The 24,575-nt window shown below is 29.7% G+C and carries 23 protein-coding genes and 1 other annotated feature; of the genes, 16 read left to right on the top strand and 7 right to left on the bottom strand.

Annotation, left to right across the window (positions count from 1 at the left end; translation table 11 throughout):
* Window positions 1–87: 87 nt before the first annotated feature.
* The 3 genes from ACI48Q_RS18010 to ACI48Q_RS18000 are packed head-to-tail and all read left to right on the top strand — an operon-like array spanning window position 88 to window position 1,198.
* Window positions 88–453, top strand: coding sequence for a DUF2089 family protein (locus tag ACI48Q_RS18010; RefSeq protein ID WP_474920503.1), 366 nt, complete (start codon window positions 88–90; stop codon window positions 451–453).
* A 22-nt stretch (window positions 454–475) separates the two neighbouring features.
* Complete coding sequence (locus ACI48Q_RS18005) at window positions 476–925, top strand: SHOCT-like domain-containing protein (RefSeq protein WP_474920502.1); 450 nt, start codon at window positions 476–478, stop codon at window positions 923–925.
* A gap of 18 nt (window positions 926–943) precedes the next feature.
* On the top strand, window positions 944–1,198 hold the full coding sequence (locus ACI48Q_RS18000; protein WP_474920501.1) for a hypothetical protein: 255 nt from the start codon (window positions 944–946) through the stop codon (window positions 1,196–1,198).
* A 97-nt stretch (window positions 1,199–1,295) separates the two neighbouring features.
* Here the strand turns inward: ACI48Q_RS18000 and ACI48Q_RS17995 are convergent, their stop codons facing one another.
* Together ACI48Q_RS17995 and ACI48Q_RS17990 are read right to left on the bottom strand one after the other, a co-directional pair.
* Window positions 1,296–1,775 carry a hypothetical protein gene (locus ACI48Q_RS17995; protein WP_474920500.1) on the bottom strand — a complete coding sequence of 160 codons (480 nt, stop codon included), beginning with the start codon at window positions 1,773–1,775 and terminating at the stop codon, window positions 1,296–1,298.
* A 270-nt stretch (window positions 1,776–2,045) separates the two neighbouring features.
* On the bottom strand, window positions 2,046–2,489 hold the full coding sequence (locus ACI48Q_RS17990; protein ID WP_474920499.1) for a GNAT family N-acetyltransferase: 444 nt from the start codon (window positions 2,487–2,489) through the stop codon (window positions 2,046–2,048).
* Window positions 2,490–2,718: 229 nt separating this feature from the next.
* On the opposite strand from ACI48Q_RS17990, the gene ACI48Q_RS17985 reads away from it, so the two are divergent.
* Window positions 2,719–3,558 (top strand): MBL fold metallo-hydrolase, encoded by an 840-nt coding sequence (locus ACI48Q_RS17985; RefSeq protein ID WP_474920498.1) that lies wholly within the window; start codon window positions 2,719–2,721, stop codon window positions 3,556–3,558.
* 109 nt (window positions 3,559–3,667) lie between these two features.
* Here the strand turns inward: ACI48Q_RS17985 and ACI48Q_RS17980 are convergent, their stop codons facing one another.
* The 4 genes from ACI48Q_RS17980 to tyrS form a co-directional block, all read right to left on the bottom strand.
* Window positions 3,668–4,588 carry a helix-turn-helix transcriptional regulator gene (locus tag ACI48Q_RS17980; protein ID WP_474920497.1) on the bottom strand — a complete coding sequence of 307 codons (921 nt, stop codon included), beginning with the start codon at window positions 4,586–4,588 and terminating at the stop codon, window positions 3,668–3,670.
* A 356-nt stretch (window positions 4,589–4,944) separates the two neighbouring features.
* Window positions 4,945–5,715: a TatD family hydrolase gene (locus tag ACI48Q_RS17975; RefSeq protein WP_474920496.1), complete on the bottom strand. Its 771-nt coding sequence runs from the start codon at window positions 5,713–5,715 to the stop codon at window positions 4,945–4,947.
* Window positions 5,716–6,082: 367 nt separating this feature from the next.
* Window positions 6,083–6,646, bottom strand: a complete 564-nt coding sequence (locus tag ACI48Q_RS17970; protein ID WP_474920495.1) for a DJ-1/PfpI family protein — start codon at window positions 6,644–6,646, stop codon at window positions 6,083–6,085.
* A gap of 88 nt (window positions 6,647–6,734) precedes the next feature.
* Entirely contained in the window at window positions 6,735–7,982 is a 1,248-nt protein-coding gene (gene tyrS / locus ACI48Q_RS17965) for a tyrosine--tRNA ligase (RefSeq protein WP_474920494.1), read from the bottom strand.
* A 71-nt stretch (window positions 7,983–8,053) separates the two neighbouring features.
* Window positions 8,054–8,343 (bottom strand) — a binding site (T-box leader).
* Between the two features lie 524 nt (window positions 8,344–8,867).
* Between tyrS and ACI48Q_RS17960 the strand changes: the two genes are divergently transcribed.
* The 10 genes from ACI48Q_RS17960 (at window position 8,868) to helD (ending at window position 20,849) form a co-directional block, all read left to right on the top strand.
* Complete coding sequence (locus tag ACI48Q_RS17960; RefSeq protein ID WP_474920493.1) at window positions 8,868–9,434, top strand: sigma-70 family RNA polymerase sigma factor; 567 nt, start codon at window positions 8,868–8,870, stop codon at window positions 9,432–9,434.
* Between the two features lie 2 nt (window positions 9,435–9,436).
* Window positions 9,437–10,399 carry a DUF4367 domain-containing protein gene (locus ACI48Q_RS17955; RefSeq protein WP_474920492.1) on the top strand — a complete coding sequence of 321 codons (963 nt, stop codon included), beginning with the start codon at window positions 9,437–9,439 and terminating at the stop codon, window positions 10,397–10,399.
* A 217-nt stretch (window positions 10,400–10,616) separates the two neighbouring features.
* A complete protein-coding gene (locus tag ACI48Q_RS17950; protein ID WP_474920491.1) occupies window positions 10,617–11,117 on the top strand; it encodes an NUDIX hydrolase in 501 nt (166 codons plus the stop codon).
* Between the two features lie 319 nt (window positions 11,118–11,436).
* A complete protein-coding gene (locus ACI48Q_RS17945; RefSeq protein ID WP_474920490.1) occupies window positions 11,437–11,982 on the top strand; it encodes a flavodoxin family protein in 546 nt (181 codons plus the stop codon).
* A 141-nt stretch (window positions 11,983–12,123) separates the two neighbouring features.
* Complete coding sequence (locus ACI48Q_RS17940; protein ID WP_474920489.1) at window positions 12,124–12,861, top strand: hypothetical protein; 738 nt, start codon at window positions 12,124–12,126, stop codon at window positions 12,859–12,861.
* A gap of 127 nt (window positions 12,862–12,988) precedes the next feature.
* Entirely contained in the window at window positions 12,989–14,056 is a 1,068-nt protein-coding gene (locus tag ACI48Q_RS17935; protein ID WP_474920488.1) for an ArsR/SmtB family transcription factor, read from the top strand.
* A 196-nt stretch (window positions 14,057–14,252) separates the two neighbouring features.
* Window positions 14,253–15,938: an ABC transporter ATP-binding protein gene (locus ACI48Q_RS17930; RefSeq protein ID WP_474920487.1), complete on the top strand. Its 1,686-nt coding sequence runs from the start codon at window positions 14,253–14,255 to the stop codon at window positions 15,936–15,938.
* Window positions 15,919–17,601: an ABC transporter ATP-binding protein gene (locus ACI48Q_RS17925; protein WP_474920486.1), complete on the top strand. Its 1,683-nt coding sequence runs from the start codon at window positions 15,919–15,921 to the stop codon at window positions 17,599–17,601. The genes ACI48Q_RS17930 and ACI48Q_RS17925 overlap by 20 nt, the downstream gene beginning before the upstream one ends.
* A gap of 99 nt (window positions 17,602–17,700) precedes the next feature.
* Window positions 17,701–18,117 (top strand): hypothetical protein, encoded by a 417-nt coding sequence (locus tag ACI48Q_RS17920; protein ID WP_474920485.1) that lies wholly within the window; start codon window positions 17,701–17,703, stop codon window positions 18,115–18,117.
* A gap of 476 nt (window positions 18,118–18,593) precedes the next feature.
* On the top strand, window positions 18,594–20,849 hold the full coding sequence (gene helD / locus ACI48Q_RS17915; RefSeq protein ID WP_474920484.1) for an RNA polymerase recycling motor HelD: 2,256 nt from the start codon (window positions 18,594–18,596) through the stop codon (window positions 20,847–20,849).
* A gap of 175 nt (window positions 20,850–21,024) precedes the next feature.
* Here helD and rpsD read toward each other — a convergent pair whose 3' ends face one another.
* Entirely contained in the window at window positions 21,025–21,621 is a 597-nt protein-coding gene (gene rpsD, locus ACI48Q_RS17910) for a 30S ribosomal protein S4 (RefSeq protein ID WP_474920483.1), read from the bottom strand.
* 552 nt (window positions 21,622–22,173) lie between these two features.
* On the opposite strand from rpsD, the gene ACI48Q_RS17905 reads away from it, so the two are divergent.
* Both ACI48Q_RS17905 and ACI48Q_RS17900 read left to right on the top strand, forming a co-directional pair.
* Window positions 22,174–23,043, top strand: coding sequence for a DMT family transporter (locus ACI48Q_RS17905; protein WP_474920482.1), 870 nt, complete (start codon window positions 22,174–22,176; stop codon window positions 23,041–23,043).
* A gap of 240 nt (window positions 23,044–23,283) precedes the next feature.
* A complete protein-coding gene (locus ACI48Q_RS17900; protein ID WP_474920481.1) occupies window positions 23,284–24,141 on the top strand; it encodes an AraC family transcriptional regulator in 858 nt (285 codons plus the stop codon).
* The last annotated feature ends 434 nt before the right edge of the window (window positions 24,142–24,575 follow it).

Here is a 24,575-nt window from a genome sequence, read left to right as displayed (position 1 = left end):
TATTAAGTTAAAAATAAAATATTTTAATAAAATCATTTACAAAAGCAAAATATTGGAATACAATGTTATTAAACAGAGGTGATAAGAGTGTATAAGGTATTAACTAAATGCCCTGTATGTAGGGGAAGACTTAAGATTAAAAGGCTACAATGTGAAAACTGTAATACAGTGATAGAAAATGATTTTGAATTTTCTAGATTTGATAGATTAAATGAGGAGCAATTCAAATTCGTGGAAACTTTTCTTCAATGTAGAGGAAGCATCAAGGACGTGGAGAAAGCCTTAGGAATATCTTATCCTACAGTAAGAGCAAAATTAGACGAGGTAAATGAAACATTAGGGCTTGTAAGTAAGAAGGACACAGACAAGGAAAAAGCCAATATTCTTGAAAAATTAGAGAGTGGGGAAATAACTTCAGAGGAAGCCATAGAGCTACTTAAAAAATGCAAATAAAATAATTAGGGGGTATATTGAGATGAGCGAAAAATTGAGGGTATTAAAAATGTTAGAAGAAGGTAAAATTTCCTCACAGGAGGCTATGAATTTGTTAGAAGCTTTGGGCGATGAGGAAAGTATAAAAATGCCACCTGTTCCGCCTGTACCAACGATAATGCCAATAAAAGAAGAGAGTAAGGCAGTAGTAAAAGTCATAGAAGATGATTTTTTCAATATTCCTAAAAATAAGGGCAATATGAAAATGCTTTATATAAGGATAAAATCTAGTGATGGAGATAACGTAAAAGTCACAATTCCATTAGAGTTTGTAAGAATGATGGTGAGCTCTACTGGAGGATTAAACGGAAATTTTGAAAAGCATAATATTGATATGGATAAGATTTTGCAGGCTGTAGATAATGGAGTTATAGGCACTATAGTTGAAATTGATACTGAAGATGGGGACAAAGTCCTTATAGAAATAGCTTAGGTTATTGAGGGGGAATTTATGAGAATAATAATTAAAGATAAAAAGGAAAATAAGGAGATAGATATCAATATTCCTAGCTTTGCCGTTGGTACCTTATTATCTATGGCACCCATAGCAGCTAAATTTGGTAAGTACGAAAGAAAGTATGCTATTGAAAAAGAGGATTTAAAACTCTTTTTCAAATGTGCTAAGGAAATGAATAAGAAATATAAGGGGTTGGAATTGATAAATATACAAGAGAAAGATGGTAATGAAATAAAAATAATAATTTAGTAAATGAAAAATCACAGCACTATTCTTGGATTCAATAATGGTGCTGTGATTTTTTAAATTATAAGATAATCTTTCCTTTGGGATATATTATTTATAATTAATTATCCTCTTTGAATAAATGTAGAACCTTAGTTTTTAAATTAATTATCTTTTCATCTAAAGTTTTTTCAAGTAAACCCTCAGGATAAATATCAACTATATTCCATTGATGTTCTTTACAGAGAGATAAAATATCTAAATAAATTTTTTTAGTTTCCTTACTTTCTAAGCCAAAGTCGAATCCCCACTCAGAAGAACTACCACCTGAAATCATTTCAAGTTGAGCTTCTTTAGAAGATACCAATTTAATTATGGTGGTAATCATTAGGGTTGAGTTTATTCTAGCACAATATTCTTCTCTGCACATTATAAGCATATCATTAAAGATAGTAGTGTACATGTTAGTATCAAACATCATAGTACTGTCTATATTCTTATTTTCTTTAGTAATATCTGAAGTGGTTCTCCATTTTTTGCCTAAAATATTAATAATCTCATCTACATTTTCTCCGAGAACCTTAAAACCCGCTAAATACATAGTTAAACCTCCTTAATGAATTGATATGGAATAATATTTATAAAGTATATGTAAAAGTACACTTTATAAAATAGGTTCCGTTTTAATAATGAAAGAATATTATGTAAATAATTACGAGCGTAACTAGATTATATCATGTATGTATTCAGTTTCCTATATGGCTAAGTGTTTTTCTTAGGACTTATTGGATTAATAATATGATTACTCATTATAGCGGAGAGATGATTAGAGGAGATAGATGTGGCTATATCCTCTGCTACTAATGAAAAATTATGGATTATAAATCATTTCTACATGAGGAATATCGTCTTCTAAATATTCATCTGAAGCTGATTTAAAGCCTATGCTAGTATAAAATTTAAGTAGATATGCTTGAGCTGAAATCCTTATTTCTGTAGTATTCATATGGTCTTTAATAAAATTAATAGCTTCTATCATTATATTTTTCGCTAAGCCCTTTCCTCTATGATTCTCTGTAACTAACACTCTACCAATAGATACCTCATCATAGGAAATACCCTTTTCTAATATTCTTAGGTAGGCTATTATTTTATTATCTTCGATTAAAAATAAATGATGAGACATTTTATCTTTATTATCACAATCTTGATAAATACATTGCTGCTCTACAACAAATACTTCATTTCTTACTCTAAGAATTTCATATAATTCATCCCTATTTAATTCATCATAACTTTTTATAATATAATTCATATTCATTCCCCCTCGTGTATTTACTCTATGTTCGTTGAATAATAATTTAACTATATCATATTTTAAAGTTTAATATGACATGATATACTAAAGTTGTAATACTGATACAATAATCTTGTATAATATTCAAAGTCTTTTACTGAATTTTGTGAATCTAATAAAGATTTCAGTAATATTTATAGGAATTTTAAATATTAATAATAAAAAAATATTAAGGTGGTTGATGGAGTTGAAACTAACAGTATTATTAGATAACAATACCTTTATAGATCGTTATTTTTATGGTGAGCCAGGAGTATCATATTTTATTGAGGATGAAGGCTTTAATATATTGTTTGATACTGGATATTCAGATGCTTTTATTAAAAATGCAAATAAAATGAATATAGATTTAAGGAATATTAATTCTATAGTTATTTCTCACGGGCATATTGACCATACACGTGGATTAGTTCATTTAATTACAAATTGTATTGAAACTACAGTAGAAAAAACAAAGTATAATATGCCAAGCCTTATTGCTCATCCTTTAACATTTGTACATAAAGAAGACCCAGAAGAAGGATATATAGGTTCCATTCTTAGTGAAGAAAAATTAAGCAAATATTTCAACATGGGGTTGAGCAAAGAACCAATTTGGTTAACAGATAAACTTGTATTCCTTGGAGAAATAGAAAGGGAAAATGACTTTGAAAATAAGACTCCTGTAGGGAATACTTACGAAGATGGAAAAGAAATAGATGATTATGTGTTAGATGATTCTGCTTTAGCTTATAAATCATTAGAGGGAATAGTGGTTATAACAGGTTGTTCCCATGCTGGTATATGTAATATTATTGAATATGCAAAAAAGGTCTGTGGCGATGATAGAATAGTGGATGTCATAGGGGGATTTCATTTACTTAATCCATCAGAGAATTTAATTAAATCTACCTGCGATTATATGAGAAAAGGCAATGTAAAACAAATTCATGCAGCACATTGTACTGATTTAAAATCAAAGATAGAACTGGCGAAGGCTGCTGAATTAAAAGAAGTTGGAGTAGGACTAGTATTGGAATATAAATAAAATAAAGGCTCTGTTTTTAAATTGGTATTGAATTTGACTTCAATATTTAAAAAAAGGGCCTAAATAAATATTAAAATGTAGGAAATAAAATTTTAAAATACACCTTAGGCTAGGTGTATTTTTTCAATATTTCTTTCAAATAAGCTTCTATTTCGATTCTTAGATATTCGGGTTCAAGAATTTCACAATCCTTTCCAAAGTTTAAAAGATATTTAATCAACCCTTCTTCATAGGGAAAATAGTCTTCTACTAGTAAATTGCCATCATCCATAGTTTTAATTGCAGCTTTGGAGAAATGCTCAAGTAAATGCTCCTTTATTCTAGGAGAAAATTTTAGTGCAACTTTAATGCTTTTTTTATTGTACCCACTATCTAGAGCTTTATATATTTCATCCTTGGAAATTGGATTTTTAATAAAGTTATTTCCTAGTTTAAGATTTCTCATTCTTAATAATTTAAATTTCCTATAATCATTTCTATTATGGCAAAAGGCAACTAGGTACCACTGACCATACTTAAAGGTTATCTGAATTGGCTCTGCGGTTCTCTTTGAGTATTCCATTCGTCTGTTTATATAGTCAAACTCTAACAATCTGCATTCTTCAATAGATTTATTAATTAAAAATAAATATTCCTTAAGATCATCTTCCATATTAAAGTGAGACATGTTTATAATAAGGTTATCTTGGCCACATTTTTCTTTTTCAAAAATATTTTCTAGTTTTAAAGCCATATCATTAAACTGTGTATTTTTACCGAATAGGAGCTTATAACTATCTACTAAAGGCATTAAGGCTTGAAGTTCACTTTTGTCTAGAAATAGATTATTTAGATTATAGTTTTCCATTATATAAAAGCCCCCACCTTTTCCACCAATAGAGGCAATAGGAACACCAGCTTCACTTATCTTTTCTATATCTCTATATATTGTTCTTAAGGAAACTTCAAAATGTTCTGAAAGTTCTTGACCTGTAACAGTACCTTTGTTAGAAATAATTAATAAAATGGATAATAATCTATTCACTCTCATAAATAAGTTACGTTATTTTTAACGTGTCCACCTTTCAAAAATATTAATTACTACCTATAATTAAAGCTCCAATTATATAGAGGAGTCAATAGGATTTTTATACAAGGCTTTGTTTTAAACGATTGTTGATATTAGAAGTATATATTATTGCGAAGCAAACCATTTGCAGGAAGATTAGATTTACTTAGGCTATATGAAAGTGAAAAGCGTTAAGAAATACAACTTGTTCGAGAGAAGCGAGTTGTTGTATTTTAGATTTTTACTTGAATAGAGCCTTAGTAAATCAAGCTTTCGAAACGGTTTGCAAGTAATAATATATAGTTCATTATCAACACTATATTAAAACAAAGCCTTGTCTAAATATTAATTCTAAAAAGTTTTTTTGTATTTTTGTTAGTTTGTATTGCAACCTTTTCAAAGGAGATTCTTTTTAATTCTGCAATTGTTCCTGCAACATACTGCACATATAAAGGTTGATTTCTTTTTCGACCAACATCGGAAGGAGTTAGACAAGGGCAATCAGTTTCAATTAATAAATATTCAAGAGGAATTTCCTTAGCAACCTCTTTAAGTTTAGTAGCACTTCTATAGGTTATTGGACCCGCTATAGACAGATAAAATCCCATAGCTATATATTTTCTTGCTAACTCTAAATCTCCTGAATAACAGTGTAGTACTCCAGTCAAATTTCCATCTTGCTCTGATTTTAGAATATTATAAGTATCAATATTAGCTTCACGATCATGGACTACCACAGGTAATTTTAATTCCTTTGACAATCTTATTTGTTCTATAAACCATTTTTGTTGAACTTCCTTTGGAGAATAGTCATAATGATAATCCAGACCACATTCTCCTATGGCAACAACTTTATTATTAATGGAGAGTTTTCTTAAAGCATCTATTGTACCATAATCCATTTCATCGGTATTATTTGGATGAATACCAACAGTAGCATATAAATTTCTATATTTCTTTGATAACTCAACTGCTTTAATTGAACTTTCTATAGAGGTACCAGGTACAATAACTAGTTCAAGGCCATCATCTTTTAGTTCTCTAATAAGGGATTCCCTATCTCTATCAAATCTCTCTGAATATAAATGTGCATGACTATCTATAAGCATTATTTTTCACTCCTTTAGCTATTAACTTTATATATAAGTTGTAATTAAGTTTCTACATTATACAAATAGGCTTTTCTTTTATAAACTGTTTAAATTGAACTTCATATTATTTCTGTGAATACCATTTGCAGGAACCTTAGATTTACTTAGTTTCTATGAAAGTAAAAAGCGTTAAGAAAGACAACTTGTTCGAGTGAAGCGAGTTGTTGTCTTTTAGTTTTTTACTTGAATAGAGACTTAGTAAATCAAGTTTCCGAAACGGTTGAACAGGAATAATATGAAGTTCTAATTAATCTAATTTTATATTTAAGCCTATTTGTATAATGTAGTTTCGTCATTGAAATCTATATATTAACTTATAAGTTGTTTAATCTTTAATATTTTTAAGCCACTTATAGTCGCTTAAAGCTTCTTCATGATTTTTATATTGATTCATAAGTTTTCCAAGTTCTATAGAAAACTCTATAAATGCTTGACCTGTTGAGGTTATTATATTTGAATCAACCACTACATCTTCATTAACTATAATGGCATTGTGAAATAAAGCTATATCTTCGTCATCAGGTGCGATTCCAGAAGAGGAACCAGTACACTTTTTCTTATCAAGGATTCCAAAGCTTGCCATAAGGGAGGTTCCACCACAAATACCAGCAATGTATTTTTTCTTTTCATTTAAGGTAGTAAGAAAATTTTTGAGAACTGTATTATGAAAGAGTGGGGAAGGATCGCCACCGGTAATTATAAAAAGATCAATATCATCAGGATTTAAGGAATCTAAGGTTTTATCAGGTAGATATTTTTGCTTTTCCTCGCTTATATATACTCGATCTTCTAAAGCAACAGAAAAAACATTCTCTTTAGAAAATTGAAGCAGGGTTAGAACTAGTTCGAATTCACAGAACCCATCATAATAAAGAACACCTATATTCATAAAAATCACTCCTTAATTTATTCTATAAATCTATTATAAAAAACAATGGCTGACACCTATATGTCAGTCATTGTTTTTATATTAAATTTTAATTTATAAAAATGACCTTCAAGAAGTTTTTCTTCCCTCTTTTCAAAATAATAAAATCTTCATCTAAATCCTCTAGAGCAATGATATGCTGAGTATTTAAGATTTTTATATTATTTACATGAATACCTCCTTGTTGAATCATTCTTCTGGCTTCTGATTTAGAAGGTAGAAAGTTAGTTAGTGTTAATAAATCTAGTATATTCATGCCTTTAGCTAGAAGGGCTTTAGCTAACTCAACCTTTGGAGTATTATCTGTGGGAATTCCACTATTAAATAAAGCTTCAACAGCTTTAATAACCTTTTCAGCCTCTTCCTCACCATGAACAAGCTTCGTAATTTCATATGCCATCAATTTTTTAGCTGATATTATATCTTCATTACATAGTTTAGTTATTTTATCTAAAGGAACTCTAGTAAATAATCTTAGTAGAGGTTCTGTATCTTCATCTTTTACATTGTAGAAGTATTGATAAAAATCAAATACTGTGGTTTTTTCCCTTGCTACCCATAAGGTTCCACTTTCAGTTTTACCCATTTTGCTTCCTTCCTTAGTCATTAGAAGGGGACAGGTTAATCCATAGATTTCATCAGAATCATCTTCATTTACATAATTAAGTTTTCTAAGAAGGTTTATGCCACCTACAATATTTCCCCATTGATCACTTCCACCAATTTGTAGTTTACAGCCATAATTTTTATTTAGAGAAACAAAATCATAGGATTGCATAAGCATATATCCCATTTCTAAGAAGGTGAGGCCACCCTCTTCAAGTCTCTTTGCATATGCATCAGCAGTAAGCATTCTGCTTATATTAAAATGCACTCCTATATCTCTCATAAAATCAACAAAGCTACAAGGATTTATCCAATCGGCATTATTTAGGATAATTGCTGGATTGTCTTCATCCGTTTTTATAAATCTTTTAGCCAATTCCTTAACTTCTTCTAAATTATGCTTAACTTCCTCCTTTGAAAGCATCTTTCGCATATCACTTTTTCCACTTGGATCTCCAATAAGAGCTGTGGCGCCACCAATTACTAAGATTCCCCTATGACCAGCATCTTGTAGATATCTAAACATCATAAGAGCAAAGAAATGCCCTATATGAAGACTGTCGGCAGTAGGATCTATGCCAAGGTAAAAGGTTATAGGGTCACCATTTAGTGTCTCTTTTATTTTATCTTCATGGGTAGCTTGATAAATGTAACCTCTCTCCTTTAAAATTTCAAATAAATTAGTTGTCATTTTAAAATCACCTCTTTAATCATTAATTTGAATTTAATTTTGAATATAAAAAAACTCCCATCCTTTCACTTAGAAAGGACGAGAGGTTAATCACGTGTTACCACCTTAATTCATTGCTATCTCACAATAACAATCTTTGAAAGTATCGTAGATCTGTTAACGAGAGCTGTGTTATAGCTTATTAAAGTATCTAGTAATACCCTGCATTATAACCTATGCAACTGGGAAACCTCCTACTGGGTGTTATCTTTTGGAGTTCAGCTCAGAGAGGTATTCAAATTAGTTCATCTTGCTTCTTCCACCAACCGAAGCCTCTCTTTAAAATTACACTAATCCTACTATTTCTCATCAATGCTTTTAAATGTATATATTTCCAATATATTATAACAAAAATATAGAAGTGTCAATAAAACTTTTTTATTTAATATTAGAAGGTATATATTATTTTTTAGGTTGTAAAATTTTAGAATCATTATATATGATGGTAAAGGTAATTATGCAACCTATAATTAAGTAAGATATTAACAAAAGTTTGCTAACCTGTAGTTTCTCCAATATAGGGGTTCCGCAAAGAAAGTATAATATCAAAGGAATATAAAGTAATTTTTTTATATTTTTAGTATTTACAAATTCAAATATAGGAACTAAACATAAAAGAACAACTAACAAATCCATAAAGAGTGCCTCCTTACTAAGTTTTTTATTATATATAATTGAAAAAAGCAGATTATTATATACGGTACTTAGTTATAACAGTATGATAAAATTTACAATAACATGATAATTTAATTTAATAAGTAAAAAATTTGTAATGGAATATATAAAACCACGTATTAACTAATGAAAGTACTTAGCTAAGTAAAAAAGAAGGGAGGTTTTAAAAACATGGAGCAATTTGTTTTAGATAATGCATCAAATGCAGTATGTGAAATAGATGTTGAATCTTTAAGTAAAGAAGAAAATTTTGCTCATATTTTTGAAATCTACTATAAGAGAGTCTATAACTATATATATTATCGGATTAATGATAGAAATATAACAGAAGATTTAACCAGTGAAGTTTTTAAAAAAGTATTAATTAAAATGGAAACATATTCTGAAAAAAAGGCACCTTTTGAAGTATGGATTTTTACGATAGCAAGAAATATGGTTAATGATCATTTTAGAAGTATAAAGAAACAAAAAATTTTTTCACTGGATACAATTATGGAGTTAATATCAAGAGAAAAAAATCCAGAGGATATTATAGTTACTTCTGAAACTAATTCACAACTGTTAAAGGCGGTAAATACTTTAGATAAAAGAGAAAGGAATATAGTTGGACTTAAATTCGGAGGAAATTTGAAAAATAAAGAAATTGCACAGGTGATGAATATTACAGAAAGTAACGTTGGAGTAATACTTTATCGTTCAATGAGAAAACTGAAAAAGGAATTGGAGGGTGTTATATAGATATGAGAAATAGAAATATTGAAGATAAATTCTCGGTAGAAATGGATGCTTATTTTAGTGGAATAGAAGATAAAGATAGTAAAAAACCTTTAGAATATAGAGAACTTGTTGATTTGGGTAAAGAGCTAGGGAATTTAGATTTTAGTAGTAAAAGCAATAAAGAATATATGCTTAAAAAGATTATAAAAGAGGAAAATAGGAGTTGTGATAGTATGAAAAAATCAAGTAGAAGCAGACGTATTGGAGCTATGGTAGCATCATTAGCATTAATAGGGGGATTAAGTATATCTTTTATGCAACCATCTTATGCAAAAGAGTTAATAGATAAAGTCATAAAAACAATATCTTTAGGAAATACCTCATTTATCCAATATGAGTCTCCAAAAATAGATAAAATACCTGTACCAAGTGAGTATAAAGGTAAAATTTTTGATAAGAACGGAAATCCTATAGAAATATTCACAGAGGAAAATGCAAAAGAAGATATGTATACGGCTAACGGAGAAAAAATTGCATATTTTGAAGATGGTAAGATAATAACTGCTGAGGAAGAAAAGGAAATAGAAAAAAATAAAAATTTAATAATTAAAGATGCTAATGAAATAAATCAATATACTAGTTTTAAGGTTAATTTACCTACTTACTTGCCAGAAGGATATAAATTTGATAGAGCTACATTTTATAAAACAGGTGGGGAAGTTAAAAATAGTAAATATGCAAGTCTATATTTTACTAATGATAAGGGTAAGGAATTGTACATGCAGCTAAGAGAGAATTGTGAGGAAACAGGCTCTTCAGATGGAACTGATGGAAAGATAGAAGAGGTTAAGATAAATGGAGTTGATGCAGTAATAGTTGATAATAGGAGGATCTCTTGGGAATCCCCAGAAGTTATATATTTCTTATCAGGTAAAGGTAATATTAATAAGAATGAATTAATTAAAATTGCAGAATCAATAAAATAAAGATTAAGCTATATAGTATTTTATATCTTGGTTTACTAATATAAAAAAGATTTTTAACAGGTGGTAAGTTTTTAAACTTACCACTTTTGTGTATACGAATTAATCTAAGAATTGTTAATGTTATAGAGGAGATTGATGTGAGTATAGAGAAGTATGCTAGAGAAACTTTAAAGATAAGAGATCATTAGAGTAATCTAAGAGATGTGGAGGGATTTTTATGGAAAAGTTTGCAAAGTCGGGTGTTGGAGGCATCATTGAAAAAACAATAGATGATGTTGAGTATATATTAATTCAAGATAGATTTAAGGCGGAAGCAAAGGCTGAGGAAGGTTTGATTGAAATTCCAGCAGGTAAGATTAGAGAGTTTGAAAATATATTCGATACTTTAAGAAGAGAAATATATGAAGAAACAGGACTAGAAGTCATAGAAATTAGCGGTGAAAAAGATGTAAGTATTTTTGAAGCCAATGGATATAAAGTTATGAATTACACACCTTTTAGCTGTTCTCAAAATTTATCTGAGGAATATCCTATAATGGTACAGATATTTATTTGTAAGACTAAGGGGGAACTTTTAAAAAGGACCAATGAAAGTAGAAATATTAGATGGATATCTCTTAAAGAATTAAAATATATGCTGGAAGGTAATGAAAATAGTTTTTATCCAATGCATGTAGACACGTTAAAGAAATATTTAACCTTAAAATTACAACAATAATATAAGAAATATTTAGAATAAAAATATGGATAAGGTAAAAGGGTAGCTCCATTAATAGAGTTACCCTTCTAATGAGGATTTTCTTGAAGTTTATAGTTTGTGAAAAAGGTTTTAATAAATATATTATAGCAGGTTAATGTATAAAAATTCATATATTTACATAAAATTTACAATAAGTTATTTATTAGCATGTTTCCATGAATAGTATATTAATAAGTATGTTTTTATATAACTTATTTGTAATATTATGTATAAGTATGCATAAATATATTTAAAATATGATAAGTTAAAATTTAATTGTTTTGAGGGGGAAGAAAAAATGAAAGTATTATCTGTAATGGGAAGTCCTAATAAAAAAGGGAACACAGCTACTCTAGTAGGAGAATATTTAAATGGGGTAAAGGAAAAATATAATGAAGTAGATATAAATAGTGTATTTCTTCAAGAAAAGCAAATTCAAGGGTGTAGAGGGTGTGATAGCTGTAAAAGAGGAAATATGCGTAAATGTATTATAAAAGATAATATGAATGAGCTAGTTGAATTAGTGATAAGTTCAGATGTGATAGTTTTATCTACACCTATTTATTGGTGGAACATGTCAGCACAGTTAAAAACCTTTATAGATAGATTATATGTTTTTGATAATAGCGAATGGGAAGGAAAGAGAATTGTATTATTAACTACCTTTGGCGATGAAGATGAAATATCTTCTGGAGCTGTAAATGTGATAAATAGTTTAAAATCTATGACGGCTTATTTAGGAATTGAATTTGTTCATCATTATGGTGCAAGCTCAGGAAATGGTCCTGTTTCAGAGGATAAAAAAGCTCTCGAAGAAGCATATAAATTAGGGACGAATTTATAAAGCTGAACATAAGTATTAAAGAGGGGAAATGTTAAAATCGTATACTAAACTGGTGTGCGATTTTTATTTTTAAAACATAATTATTCAATGATAAGTTTATTCTAGAGCAGAGTAAATTTTTATTAGAAAGGAATTGAAGCTATGAAGAAGTATTTAGAGGAATACATAGAAATAATAAAAAAGTTACCCTTAAAGGAGAGATATACTAGAGAAGATATTATAAATGAAGATTTTTTAATTGAAAGAAATGGATATATAGAGATATATTATTCACCTCATAATGAGTATGTAAATCATAAGGCGAAGATTTTTGTGGTTGGTATTACACCAGGTTTTCAACAGATGAGTACAGCTATAAATACAGCTAGAGTGTGTATAGAAAAACAGGAGCCTATAGAAAATATTAGATATAAGTGCAAAGTTGCAGGGCGATTTAGTGGAGCCATGAGGAAGAATATAATAACTATGTTAGATGATATAAATTTAAATAAGGTATTGAATATAGAAAGTTGTAGAGAGCTGTTTGAAGAAGAGGATTATCTTTTGCATACAATATCATTGGTACCTTATCCTATTTTTATAAAGGGAAAAAATTATTCTGGGCATAGTCCTAAATTAATAAAGAATGATTTTTTAATGAGTTATGTATATGAAAATTTTATAAGTGAATTAGAGAATTTAGAAGAATTACTTATAATACCATTAGGAAGAGCTGTTGAAGAGGTATTTGAGGTTTTAATTGATAAAAAAATTATAAACAAAAATCAAATAGTTAATGGTTTTCCTCATCCTTCAGGGGCCAACGTAAATAGAATAATCCAACTAGAAGAGAATAAATTAGCCATGACTAGAATTATAAGAGAGTGGTTTAATAAATAACTACATTAAATAAATACTAAAATTTACTAAAAGTATTGACAAGATTTGGTCTTAGTAATATTCTAACATTAGATAAAAATTAAAACTTGTTATGTTTAGATAAATATAAAATGTTGGTGGTGGATTTATGAATAAGAATATTAATATTACTTTTAATCGAATATGGGAGTTTCAATATATATTAGCATACTTAGCCCTAGAGGATATGGATTTGCCAGCAGAAAGTGGATTTGGCATAGAAAATTTTAAAGAGAGAAGAGAGAAAATTTTAAATAATTTATCAAGTTATATAAAATGGGAGTTAAAATACTTCTTTCAAAAGGGCAACAACCTTTGTGATGGAGTGGGTCAGTTAATATATTCTGGATATATATATAGAAATCCACAGGTCTTAGAGGTAAAAGAACTTATAGATATCATTGAAAAAAGTGATGAAATTACTATGTTATCTAGAGTTGTGGAGTATGCTTTTTATGAAGTTAATAACAAGCCTATAGAAACGTTAAATGGATGGGGGACAATGAAAAATACTTTAGAAGGTCTCTTAAATGTAATTAAAGCATTGAAATTTGAAGATCTAGATAGAAAAAATAAAATAATAGAATGCATAGAAAATGCTGAGGAAGTTAAACAGAGGTATTGTATGCTTCTTAAAAGTTTCTATGACAAGGTTTATCAGAATATAGTTATAGAAATTGAAGAGGAAATCAGTGAATATATAGAAGGTTATAAAAGAGAGCTTAGTAAGGATAAAAATGCTTTTCTTAGAAAATATTCTTCAAAGGACATAAATGCCTTTGAGGAGAACTTAAACATTCATATAAGTTATAGCAAATTTTGGGGTTCAGATTATTGGGCTAAAAATGATGGAATAGATGAATGGCTTATTTTAGGCTATGAAGCTAAAAGTTTTGTTCAAGGAAAAGAAGATAGGGATAAAATTTTGGAATTTCTTAAAGCAGTAGGGGATAAAAGAAGACTAGAGATAATTGAAATATTAAAAAAAGAGCCAGCTTATGTAAATGAAATAGCGGAAAAGATGAAGATGACAGCACCCACAGCATCTTATCATCTAACAATATTACAAGAATTAGATATAGTTGATTTTGAGAGATATGAGCACAGATTTTATTATAGCCTTAATAAGGAAAAACTTAGGCAGTGGTTTGAAAAAGCCATGGAATATTGTATATAGATTTATTTTATGTCTGTGTCTAAATATAGTGAAATCTTAAAGATGTATAATATTATTTACAAATCCTTTCAAAAGAATATGCATCTTTATTAACACTATATTAAACTACAGCATTTTAAGTACATGTGCATGAAAGGGCTGAAGGAATATAATAACATTCGAAAATTATCTAATGTTAATTTAAGGAGAGGTTTATATGAGGTTAAAAAGTTTTTCTAAATTAGGTGGTTTATTAAAAGCAGAAAGAGGTTTAATTATCGCAAAAGTTTTTTTTCAGGGAGGAGAATCTCTATTATCCATCTATATAGTGTATATAATAGCAACTATCACTGATACCATTAACAGCAGAGATGTAAGAAGTTTCGCAGCATATATGCCAGTTACGGTTACAATAATAATATTAGCAACACTAGTCTTTTATGTTAATGATTATGTTGGATTAAGGTATAAAGGAAATTTTTCCTATAGGATAAGAAATTTAATAGTAGATGCACTTTTGAATACATCTCTAAAGACTAAGGAGAAATATCATTCTGCACATATTATATCTATTTTTAATAACCAGATTGATATAGTTCAAGAATTCATAGGAAGGATTCCAGACATAGTTATAAATCCAATAGTTTTTTTAGTGGCTTTATTTTACATGAGCACAATAAATGTAAAGTTATTAATAATAAGTTGTATCCTAATTCCCATATCATCCTTAGTGTTTGATAGAATATCTAAGCCACTGCAGCAAAATGCAAAGGAATTAATATATGAAAATGATAAAGTGAATGCTATTGCAAAAGATGCCATAAAAGGATTTTGTACCATAAAGGCCTTTAACCTTCAAGAAGTTTTTTTGAATAAATATAAGAATATAATAAATAATTTAGTTTCTAAAGGTAAGGAAATAGATAGAGTTAATACTAATCTAATAAGAGTATTTTTAATCTTAAGATATATTCCTCAGCTGGTAATACCTTTATATGGAGGGTATCTTGCTATGAATAATGAAATAACTCTAGGACAGCTTTTAGCTAGTACAAGTATTATATGGTATATTTTTGGACCTATCGAAAGCCTGCTAGACATAAAGAAAAAAGCGAAGGAAGCTATTCCAGCTATAGAAAATATACTAGAGTTTATAGAAATAGAAAAGGAAGAGCTGGAGTGCAAAAATAAAGAGGGATTAAAACTAGAAGAAAGTGACTATGTACTACAAGTTGAAAATCTATCCTTTCAATATGGAGAGGGAGAAAAAATATTAAATAATATAAGTTTTAAAGAAAAATTAGGTCAGCATGTTGGAATAATTGGTGAAAGCGGAGGAGGAAAATCCACATTTATTAAGCTGTTATGTGGATTATATAGTGGTTACCAGGGAGAATTTTATGTAATGGGTAAGGAATTAAAGAATAGTTCCCTAAAGGATATTAGGAAATATATATCCTATGTACCTCAAAACCCATATATATTTAAGGGGACTGTTGAAGAAAATATCTCTATGGCTCAGAAAGTAAATAGAGAAGCTATAAAAAGAGTAGCTAAATTAGCAAGGGCTCATGAATTTATAGAAGAACTTCCATTGGGATATAACACAATTATAGGTGAAGGCGGATTAAAGCTATCTGGAGGTCAAGTCCAAAGGATAGCCTTTGCCAGAGCAATATTAAAAAATGGAGATATTTTTATCTTAGATGAACCGACTTCAGCCCTTAATGTGGAGAATGAAAAATATATAAAGGAATCCTTAAAAGATATATGCCAGGATAAAGCTTCATTGATTGTAACCCATAGGATGGAAATAATTGAAGAGGATCATAGGGTTATGAGGATGGATAAAGGGCTACTTAAAAAAGAGGTGAGGAGTAGTGATGAAAGCGAAACTGCATAAAAATAACCTAGTTAGAGCTTTATATTTTATAAAAAAAAGGATATGGTTATATGGATTTACAATGATAGGAGATTCTGCACTTACCTCTATATGTTATAACATTGTATTAGCTTTCATAATGAAAAATGTAGTTAATGGTATAGCAAATGGGGATATTCGGTTGCTGAGAAATGCTCTTATTATAGCCATAGGCTCATTTTTATTAGCTTTCATAATTCAGCCAATGTTTAAAAGAATATGCAATCATTGTGTAAGAGATATCATGGGTGAAATTAAGGTTGTGGCTTTTAATCATGTGGAAAATTTAGGGGTAAGAGACTTTGAGGATAAAAGTTCAGGAGATATAATGACAACTTTAACTAAAGATATAGATAATGTAGAGGCAATATATATGGAGCACCTTCGTAATTTAACCTTTGCTATTATACACGGAAGTGTTGCTATAGTAGCAATGGTGTCCATGAACTTAATTTTAGCAGCCATAGCTGTATTTTTAGGATTATCTTCTGTTTATGTAAATTATCTTATAAGTAAAAGAGTGAAAATATGGGGACACCGATATCAACAGTGTAACAGTATAGCCACTGAAAATATAATTGATATTGAAGAAGGTTTTGTGGATATAAAAATGGGTAGTAGCGAACAGCATTTTTATGATAAATATGAGGATATCAGCAATGAAATAAGAAAGAGTTATGTAGGTAGAGAGAAATTTATGAGTTTGTTGTCTACGGCTAATACCTTTTATAGTTATTTAAATAGAATAGGATTACTAGCTATTGGGATTTATATGGTATTTATAGGGCATACAGATATAGGAACTGTTCTAGCTATTATACACCTTCAAGGAAATGCTAGCTTTTTATTTCAGAATATATCTTCATTTTTAGGAGGAATACAGAAATCAATTCCTTCCGTAGATAGGTTATTTAACCTTTTAGATATGTGTTTGGAGGATGATGAGAAAGTTGAAGGAGAAAAGCTGAATAAAAATCACTTAGGAGAAATAAAAATAAAAGATTTAACTTTTAGTTATGAATCTAATGTAAATATCCTAGAAGGAATATCAATGACTATTGAGCCTGGAGAATTTATAGGTATAGTAGGAGAAAGTGGCTGTGGAAAGAGCACTTTCATAAAAATATTACTGGGTTTTTATAATGGCGTTAGTGGGGATATAATTATAAATGGGGTAAATAAAAATAGTTTATCTCTGCGGGAATTTAGAAATAATATAGCCTATGTGCCTCAAGATTGTCACTTATTCAGTGGAACTATAGAAGAAAATATAAGATATGGAAATCAAAATGCTACTATGGAAGATGTTAAAGATGCTAGTAAAATGGCTAATGCTCATGAATTTATAATGGCTATGGATAATGGTTATGCAACCGTATTAGATGAGCTAGGGGAAAACATTTCAGGGGGACAAAAGCAGAGAATAGCCATTGCTAGAGCGCTACTAAGCAGTGCAAATATATTAATTATGGATGAAGTTACGTCAGCATTAGATAGTGATACGGAAGAGTTAATAAAGGGAACTTTAGAGGAATTAAGAGGAGATAAAACTATTATAGTAGTATCTCATAAGTATTCAACTATAGCTAAAGCTGATAGAATATATCAGTTTAAAGATGGAAAGGTTGAGGAAAATGTATGTTAAATCCCATATCATTGAACAATTAGCAAATATAAAATATAATTAACACATGTTAGTTTAATTACTAATGATTTTATAAATATTTTAAAGGAGGCTTAAGGAATGACCACTCAATATTCAAATGAGGAAGCGAAGAAAAAGGTAGTTGGTATGGGGAAATTGTCCTCGATTGTAGGATACATGTTCATTATTGGATGTTTATTAATGTTTTTCTTAGGGGATATGAAGAATCATAAGGATTCAATACCTTCAATAGCTATGTTGGCAATAATATCAATTGCTTTAATTCTATGGGGAATAAATTATAAAAAGTATATTAAATCCTATAAAAAGTATATTGAAATAATGAACCATGATAGTAGTTCGGTTATCGCAATTGAAAGAATGTCAAAATCTACAGGTGAAACAGAAGACATAGTATTGAAGAATCTCAATCGTATGATAAAAGAGAAGCTTTTAATAAATGTTCATATTCATGATGATAATAAGACTATTGTCTTAAAAAATTTTAGAAAATAAGTAACAAAGCCGGGGATGAATAAAAAACAAATCAACAACAGGGTGAAGTTAAGTACATAAATAGGTAGAGAAGTGGATTTCATAGTAAATACTTACTTAGGGAAATAATCACTTCATTTGTATAAATAATAAAACCATTAATCTAAACAGATTAATGGTTTTTGTTTTTAAGCAATAAAAAATACCACTTAAAATAGTATTATATACAGACTATTTTAGGGTAACTTCTCCAACCTAATATTAATATACAACTTATATATATACTATATAATAAAAACGTTATATAGTCAAGATAAATTTAGAAAAAGAGAGAAATATAAACTTGGGAAATTTTCATCCATTTCTCTACCTCTACAATGGTGAGATGTGAATTTTATTTTTTTATTTTCCTATATTATAATAGGATACATGAGTGAAAGCCAAAATTTTTATAATTCTCAGTTCCAAAGGAAAATTTTAATTTTGGAGGTACAATTATGCATCCTGAATACAGGGAAGAATTAGGTCGTTTAGAGTATACCCTTGATTATTTAAGAGCCTACAATGATGTAATATCAAAACAGAAGAAGAGAATAGATGAAGACGTAGACTACAGTACCAGTCACTATAACTCGGATAACGCAGAGCAGTTTAATGAACTTATAATTAATACATCAATGCAGGGTACTTTGGATCAAAAAATTAAGGATATACACATGAGTTTAAAAAAGCCTTACTTTGCTAGGGTGGACTTTACAGCAGGGGACACAAAGAAAAAGGGAAATTATTATATCGGTAAAATGTCTCTTTACAAAGAGGTTACAGATGAATTTCTTATTATAGATTGGAGAGCTCCTGTAGCCAATCTATACTATGAAGGAAGACTTGGAGAAGCAAGCTACGAATGTGTAGATGGTGAAATAGATGGAGAAATAACTTTAAAAAGGCAATACTCCATTGAAGAAGGTAGACTTAAAGACATAATGGACATAGATATAACTACCAATGATGAATTTCTTCAAGCAGCACTAGGATCTAGTAAAGATAACAGATTGAAAGATATTGTTACAACTATTCAAGCAGAGCAAAATAGGGTTATAAGAGCTAATATGTGGAATCCACTTATAGTACAAGGGGCTGCAGGAGGAGGAAAAACTACAATAGCCTTACATAGAATAGCCTATCTTATGTACAATAATGAAGCCACTTTGAAACCACAAAATTTTATGATAATAGCACCCAATAGGTTCTTTTTAAGCTATATCTCAGAGGTGCTTCCAGAGCTTGGGGTAGAAAATGTAACTCAAACTACCTTTGAAGATTTTGCCTTTGATGTGGTGGGAGAAAAATTCAAATTAATTTCTCCTCATGAAAAACTATCTCAAATAATAGATAACTACTCAAATAATAATTCAAAGGAAGCTCAAAAAATGGAGAAAATGTCCTACTTTAAATCCTCCTTGAGATTTACTAATATGATTACAAGGTATTTAAAGGAAGTTGAACTGAATTTTATTCCTAAGGAAGACTTTAAAGTACATAGTTTTGTGCTTCTTACCTATGATGAGATTCAAAAGAAATTTATGAGAGATTTTAATTATTTACCTTTTGGTAGACGGATGGATGAGATAAAAAAGAGTTTAATAAATAAGGTCACCAATGAAAAACATCGAATACTTAAGCAGGTGGATGATGATTACGAATTAAAATTAAATGAAGTTAGATTTGCCATGAAGGACTGTCAAGAGAGAAGAAATAAAATAATAGCCATTATTGATGAAAGAGACGACGTTATTTTAAAGGTTAAGAAGGGGCTTAAGACTGCAATAAAAAGCTACTTCTTAAAAATAGAAAAGAAGTCTTCTATGGAGTACTATCTAGACTTTCTTCAAAGACTTCAAGAGTATGATGAAGAGAATATAAATGCTAATTTTTTAGAGTATCTAAGAGAAAATACATTAAAGAATCTTTATAATGGGCAAGTAGAAGTTGAAGATTTAGCTCCATTGATGTATATGGCAATTTCTATATATGGACTAAAAGAAAAAATAGATGTTAGGCATGTAGTTATAGATGAAGCTCAGGATTTTAGTTTATTCCAACTGTTTGTATTAAAGAAAATTGTTAAAAGTGGAGCCTTCACCATTCTAGGAGATTTATGTCAAGGAATATATAGTTATAGAGGAATCAAAGATTGGGAACATGTATCAAAATATATATTTAAAGATGATAACTCCACCCATCTATGCTTAGAGCAAAGTTATAGAACTACAGTGGAAATAATGGATGCAGCTAGTCAAGTCATAGGAACTTTAAAAGATTCTAGACTTCCAAAAGCAAAGCCTGTAATTCGTCATGGAGAGCAAGTTAAGGTTTTTGAAAAGAAATCCTTTAAAGAAATTGCAGAAGATATAGATAAGCGAATAGATACCATGGAGGAAAAAAATTACAAGTCCATGGCAATAATATGCAAAACCTTAGAAGAATGTAAGGTGTTTAGAAAATTAATTAAAAATAAAGTATCCATGATAACTGGAGTAGAGAATGATTATTGTGGGGGAGTGGTATTAATACCATCTTATTTAGCTAAGGGATTAGAATTTGATATGGTTATATTAGCCAATGTATCTAAAGAAGTCTATGCAGAAAGAGAGCTTGATGTAAAACTTCTTTATGTAGCAATGACAAGACCTCTACATGAGCTTTATATATACTCATTAGGAGAAAAAACTAGCATTATAAGTGCAAATTAGACTTTTATTAAAGATAAATGCAAAAATAACTATAATAATATTTCTAAATAATTTTATATAACTTAAAGATAATAGTTTTTAAGATTTCTAGTTAAAAATAGGAGTTTTAACTATAGATTAAAAGAGAGCTGCTCATATAGCATATTTATGCATTATGAGACAGCTCTTTTTAATTTTAATGATTAGAATAAAATTCCACCACTAGAATCTCATTAATTTTAATTGGAATCTCATTTCTTTCAGGATATCTTAAAAGAGTTCCTGAAAATTTATCTAAATCTTTACTTAAATATTCATACTGATTAAAAGCATTATCAATAAAATTTTCTTTAAATAAGGTATTAGTTTTAGAATTTTCTTTTAAAGAAATAATACTTCCTATAGTAACATTATAAGAAGGGATATCTACTTTTTTATTGTCAATTAAAATATGACCATGCACTACCATTTGACGTGCTTGTCTTATAGAAGAAGCAAATCCTAATCGATAAACTAGATTATCCAATCTGCATTCTAATCTCTTTATTAATGCATAGCCTGTAAGTTCATTATCCTTTGTTGCTTTTGCTACATAGTTTGAAAATTGCTTTTCTAAAACGCCATAATAAGCCTTTAGTCTTTGTTTTTCTAGCAATTGAACACCATAAGGTGAAAGTTTTTTGTCAGATCTAGATGTGCCTTTTGTAGATCTATCCATTGCTTTCGGATGTCCACACACATTTAATCCTAATCTTCTAGATTGTTTAAATCTAGGTCCCATAAATTTTGCCATAATTATCATCTCCTCTTAATTAGCCGCGATAATTTAAAGCCTAAAAATAATATAGCATAAAAAAATGTAGATGTAAATGAAAATGATTATCAGTATAGTGTTTTTTTAATATATAGATTGTAATAATGACAATTCACATTAATTCAACATTATACAAATAGTTTTTTATTTTATGAAATATTTAAATTGAACTTCATATTATTAATGCGAATACCATTTGCAGAAAGCTTAGATTTACTTAGGAGCTATGAAAGAAAAAATCGTTAAGAAATACAACCTGTCGGAACGTAGTGAGTTGTTGTATTTTAGATTTTTTCTTGAATAGTGCCTTAGTAAATCAAGGTTTCGAAACGGTTGAGCAGTAATAATATGAAGTTCTAATTAACTAAATTTTATAATAAAGTCTATTTGTATAATGTTGAAATTCAATTGCAACATATATATTACTAATTAATTTGGATATTTATAATAGAAGTTGTATTATAGATAAGGTTGTTTTAATATGAGAATATAGGAAAAATAACGTTTATAAAATAGTTTTTGGGGGATTGTATGGATAAAAACAATAAGAGTTTAATAGAAATTCATGTGGCAGTATTATTGTTTGGGGTATCAGGATTGTTTGGAAAGTTAATAGAACTTCCATCAATAATAATAGTATTAGGAAGGGTTTTCTTTTCAAGCATATTTTTAATATTAATACTTAAATATCTTAAAAGAGATATAAGGTTAGGAAAAAAGAGTGATTATATTTATTTAATATTGATGGGAATAATTTTAGCAATTCATTGGACAACATTTTTTAAAGCTATTCAGCTATCTACAGTAGCTATAGGGCTTTTAACTTTTTCTACATTCCCTGTTTTTGTAACCTTCCTTGAGCCTTACTTCTTTAAAGAGAAATTAAAAATAAGAGATATAGTAGTTGCAGTAATTACATTTATAGGAGTATTGTTTGTAGTTCCAAAGTTTGAATTAGGCAATGGTATGACTCAAGGAGCAATATGGGGAATAATATCAGGCTTTACCTATGCAATACTTTCTATGCTGAATAGGAAGTATGTGAAGGAATATTCAGGTATGGTTATAGCTTTTTATGAACAGGCTATTGCCACAGTTATATTACTTCCTTTTTTGTTTTTTCAGAGGGTTGAGTTTCAACGATTGGATATATTTTTATTATTTATATTAGGAGTTGTATTTACAGCTATAGCTCACTCTTTATTTATAAATGGGCTTAAAAACATTAAAACCCAAGTAGCAGGTATTATTTCAAGTCTAGAGCCAGTGTATGGAATATTACTTGCAGCAATATTTCTAAAGGAGATACCTACTATAAGAGAGTTATTGGGAGGTATAATTATTTTAGGAACAGTATCTTATTCAACTATGAAAACTTTTTTCATTCAATATCCCAACTGAAACGTCCGGTTTTTTCGAGAGCACACAACAAATTCTCTTTCACTTCCTACAACAAACATAGAGGAAATGCCAAACTTTATATAAAAATCACGCTGCAAACAAAATTGTTCGCAGCGTGATTTTTACTGTTGCCATGTAAATTGAGTGATGTGATATAATACAGACAAAACTAAACATAAAAAATCGGGAAAAACCCCTTGGAAAATCGTAAGATATAGGTACAGACAGGAGGTGTTGAGTATGGAGTGGACTGAATGTATTAGTAAAGCAATCAGCTATATTGAGGACAATATCACCGAAGAACTCACAATGGAAGATATTGCAAAACAGGCAATGGTATCACCGTTCTATTTTCAAAAAGGATTTGCTATGCTTTGCGGGTTTACGGTTGGGGAGTATATTAAGAAACGTAGGCTTACACTTGCCGGCAGCGAGCTTGTTTCCACTGACAGAAAAATTATTGATATTGCACTCAAATACGGCTACGATTCACCCGATAGCTTTACAAAAGCTTTTACTCGGTTTCATGGTGCAACTCCCACTTCTGTACGAAAAGGCGAAACAATGATAAAATCTTTTGCTTCGCTAAAAATCAAACTTACATTAGAAGGAGGTTATACTATGGATTACAAAATTGTAAAAAAAGATGAGTTTACCATTATCGGTGTATCAAAGGTATTCAAGTATGATGAAGCGGCGACAGAAGTTCCGAAATTATGGACGGAGTATTATCAAACAGGGAAAAGCGATACTGTTTGCAGTGTGTACGGTGTGTCCATTGATGAAAATATGGGCGGCAATGAGTTTGAATATCTGATTGCGGATAACTACAACCCAATCAAGGAAATTGCCGAGGGTTTTATTACAAGGGTTATTCCTAAACACACTTGGGCTGTTTTTGCTTGCAGAGGTGCACTTCCCCATTCTTTGCAGGATATACACAAGAAGATTTTTTCGGAATGGTTACCCAACTGTAAGGATTATGAGATTGCGGCGGGTTACAATATTGAAATGTATAGTGACCCTACCGAGTATGCAAAAGGTGCGCAGGACGAAAAATATTACAGCGAGATTTGGGTTCCTGTCCAGCAGAAATAAGAACTATAAATACTCTGATAGAATGGCTATGAAATAGACAGTGTACCGCCCAGCGGATAATAAAAAAACCGTTGTTCGGCGGCAAGATTTTCATGTGCCTAACTAAATGCAAATAGCTTGACGGCGGTTTTGAAATAAAATCAAAGCCGCCGTTTTTCCTTTTCATGCCTTTGCTGCATGGTAGCCAAGAGGGCGTAAGTAGCTAACTGCTCATGCCCTCTGAAATAATGGGTTACAAGGGTAACCATCACGCAATTAGGGGCGAAATTTGTTACTTCGTTATCCCCATTTACCATGTATTAAAGTCGCCCATTTTTATGGACACGACGGTATCAGTGGAGGTATCGCTGTGTCTATTTTGTTTTTGCTTCTGTACAAGAAGAAAATTTCCTCCTTGTTCTTATTATTCATCTACAGATTTATCAAAAATATTC

This window comes from Clostridium sp. LXY-7, from assembly GCF_056172015.1.
Note: the sequence above shows the minus strand (reverse complement) of the source record. Positions and strands in the feature narration are given on the sequence as shown.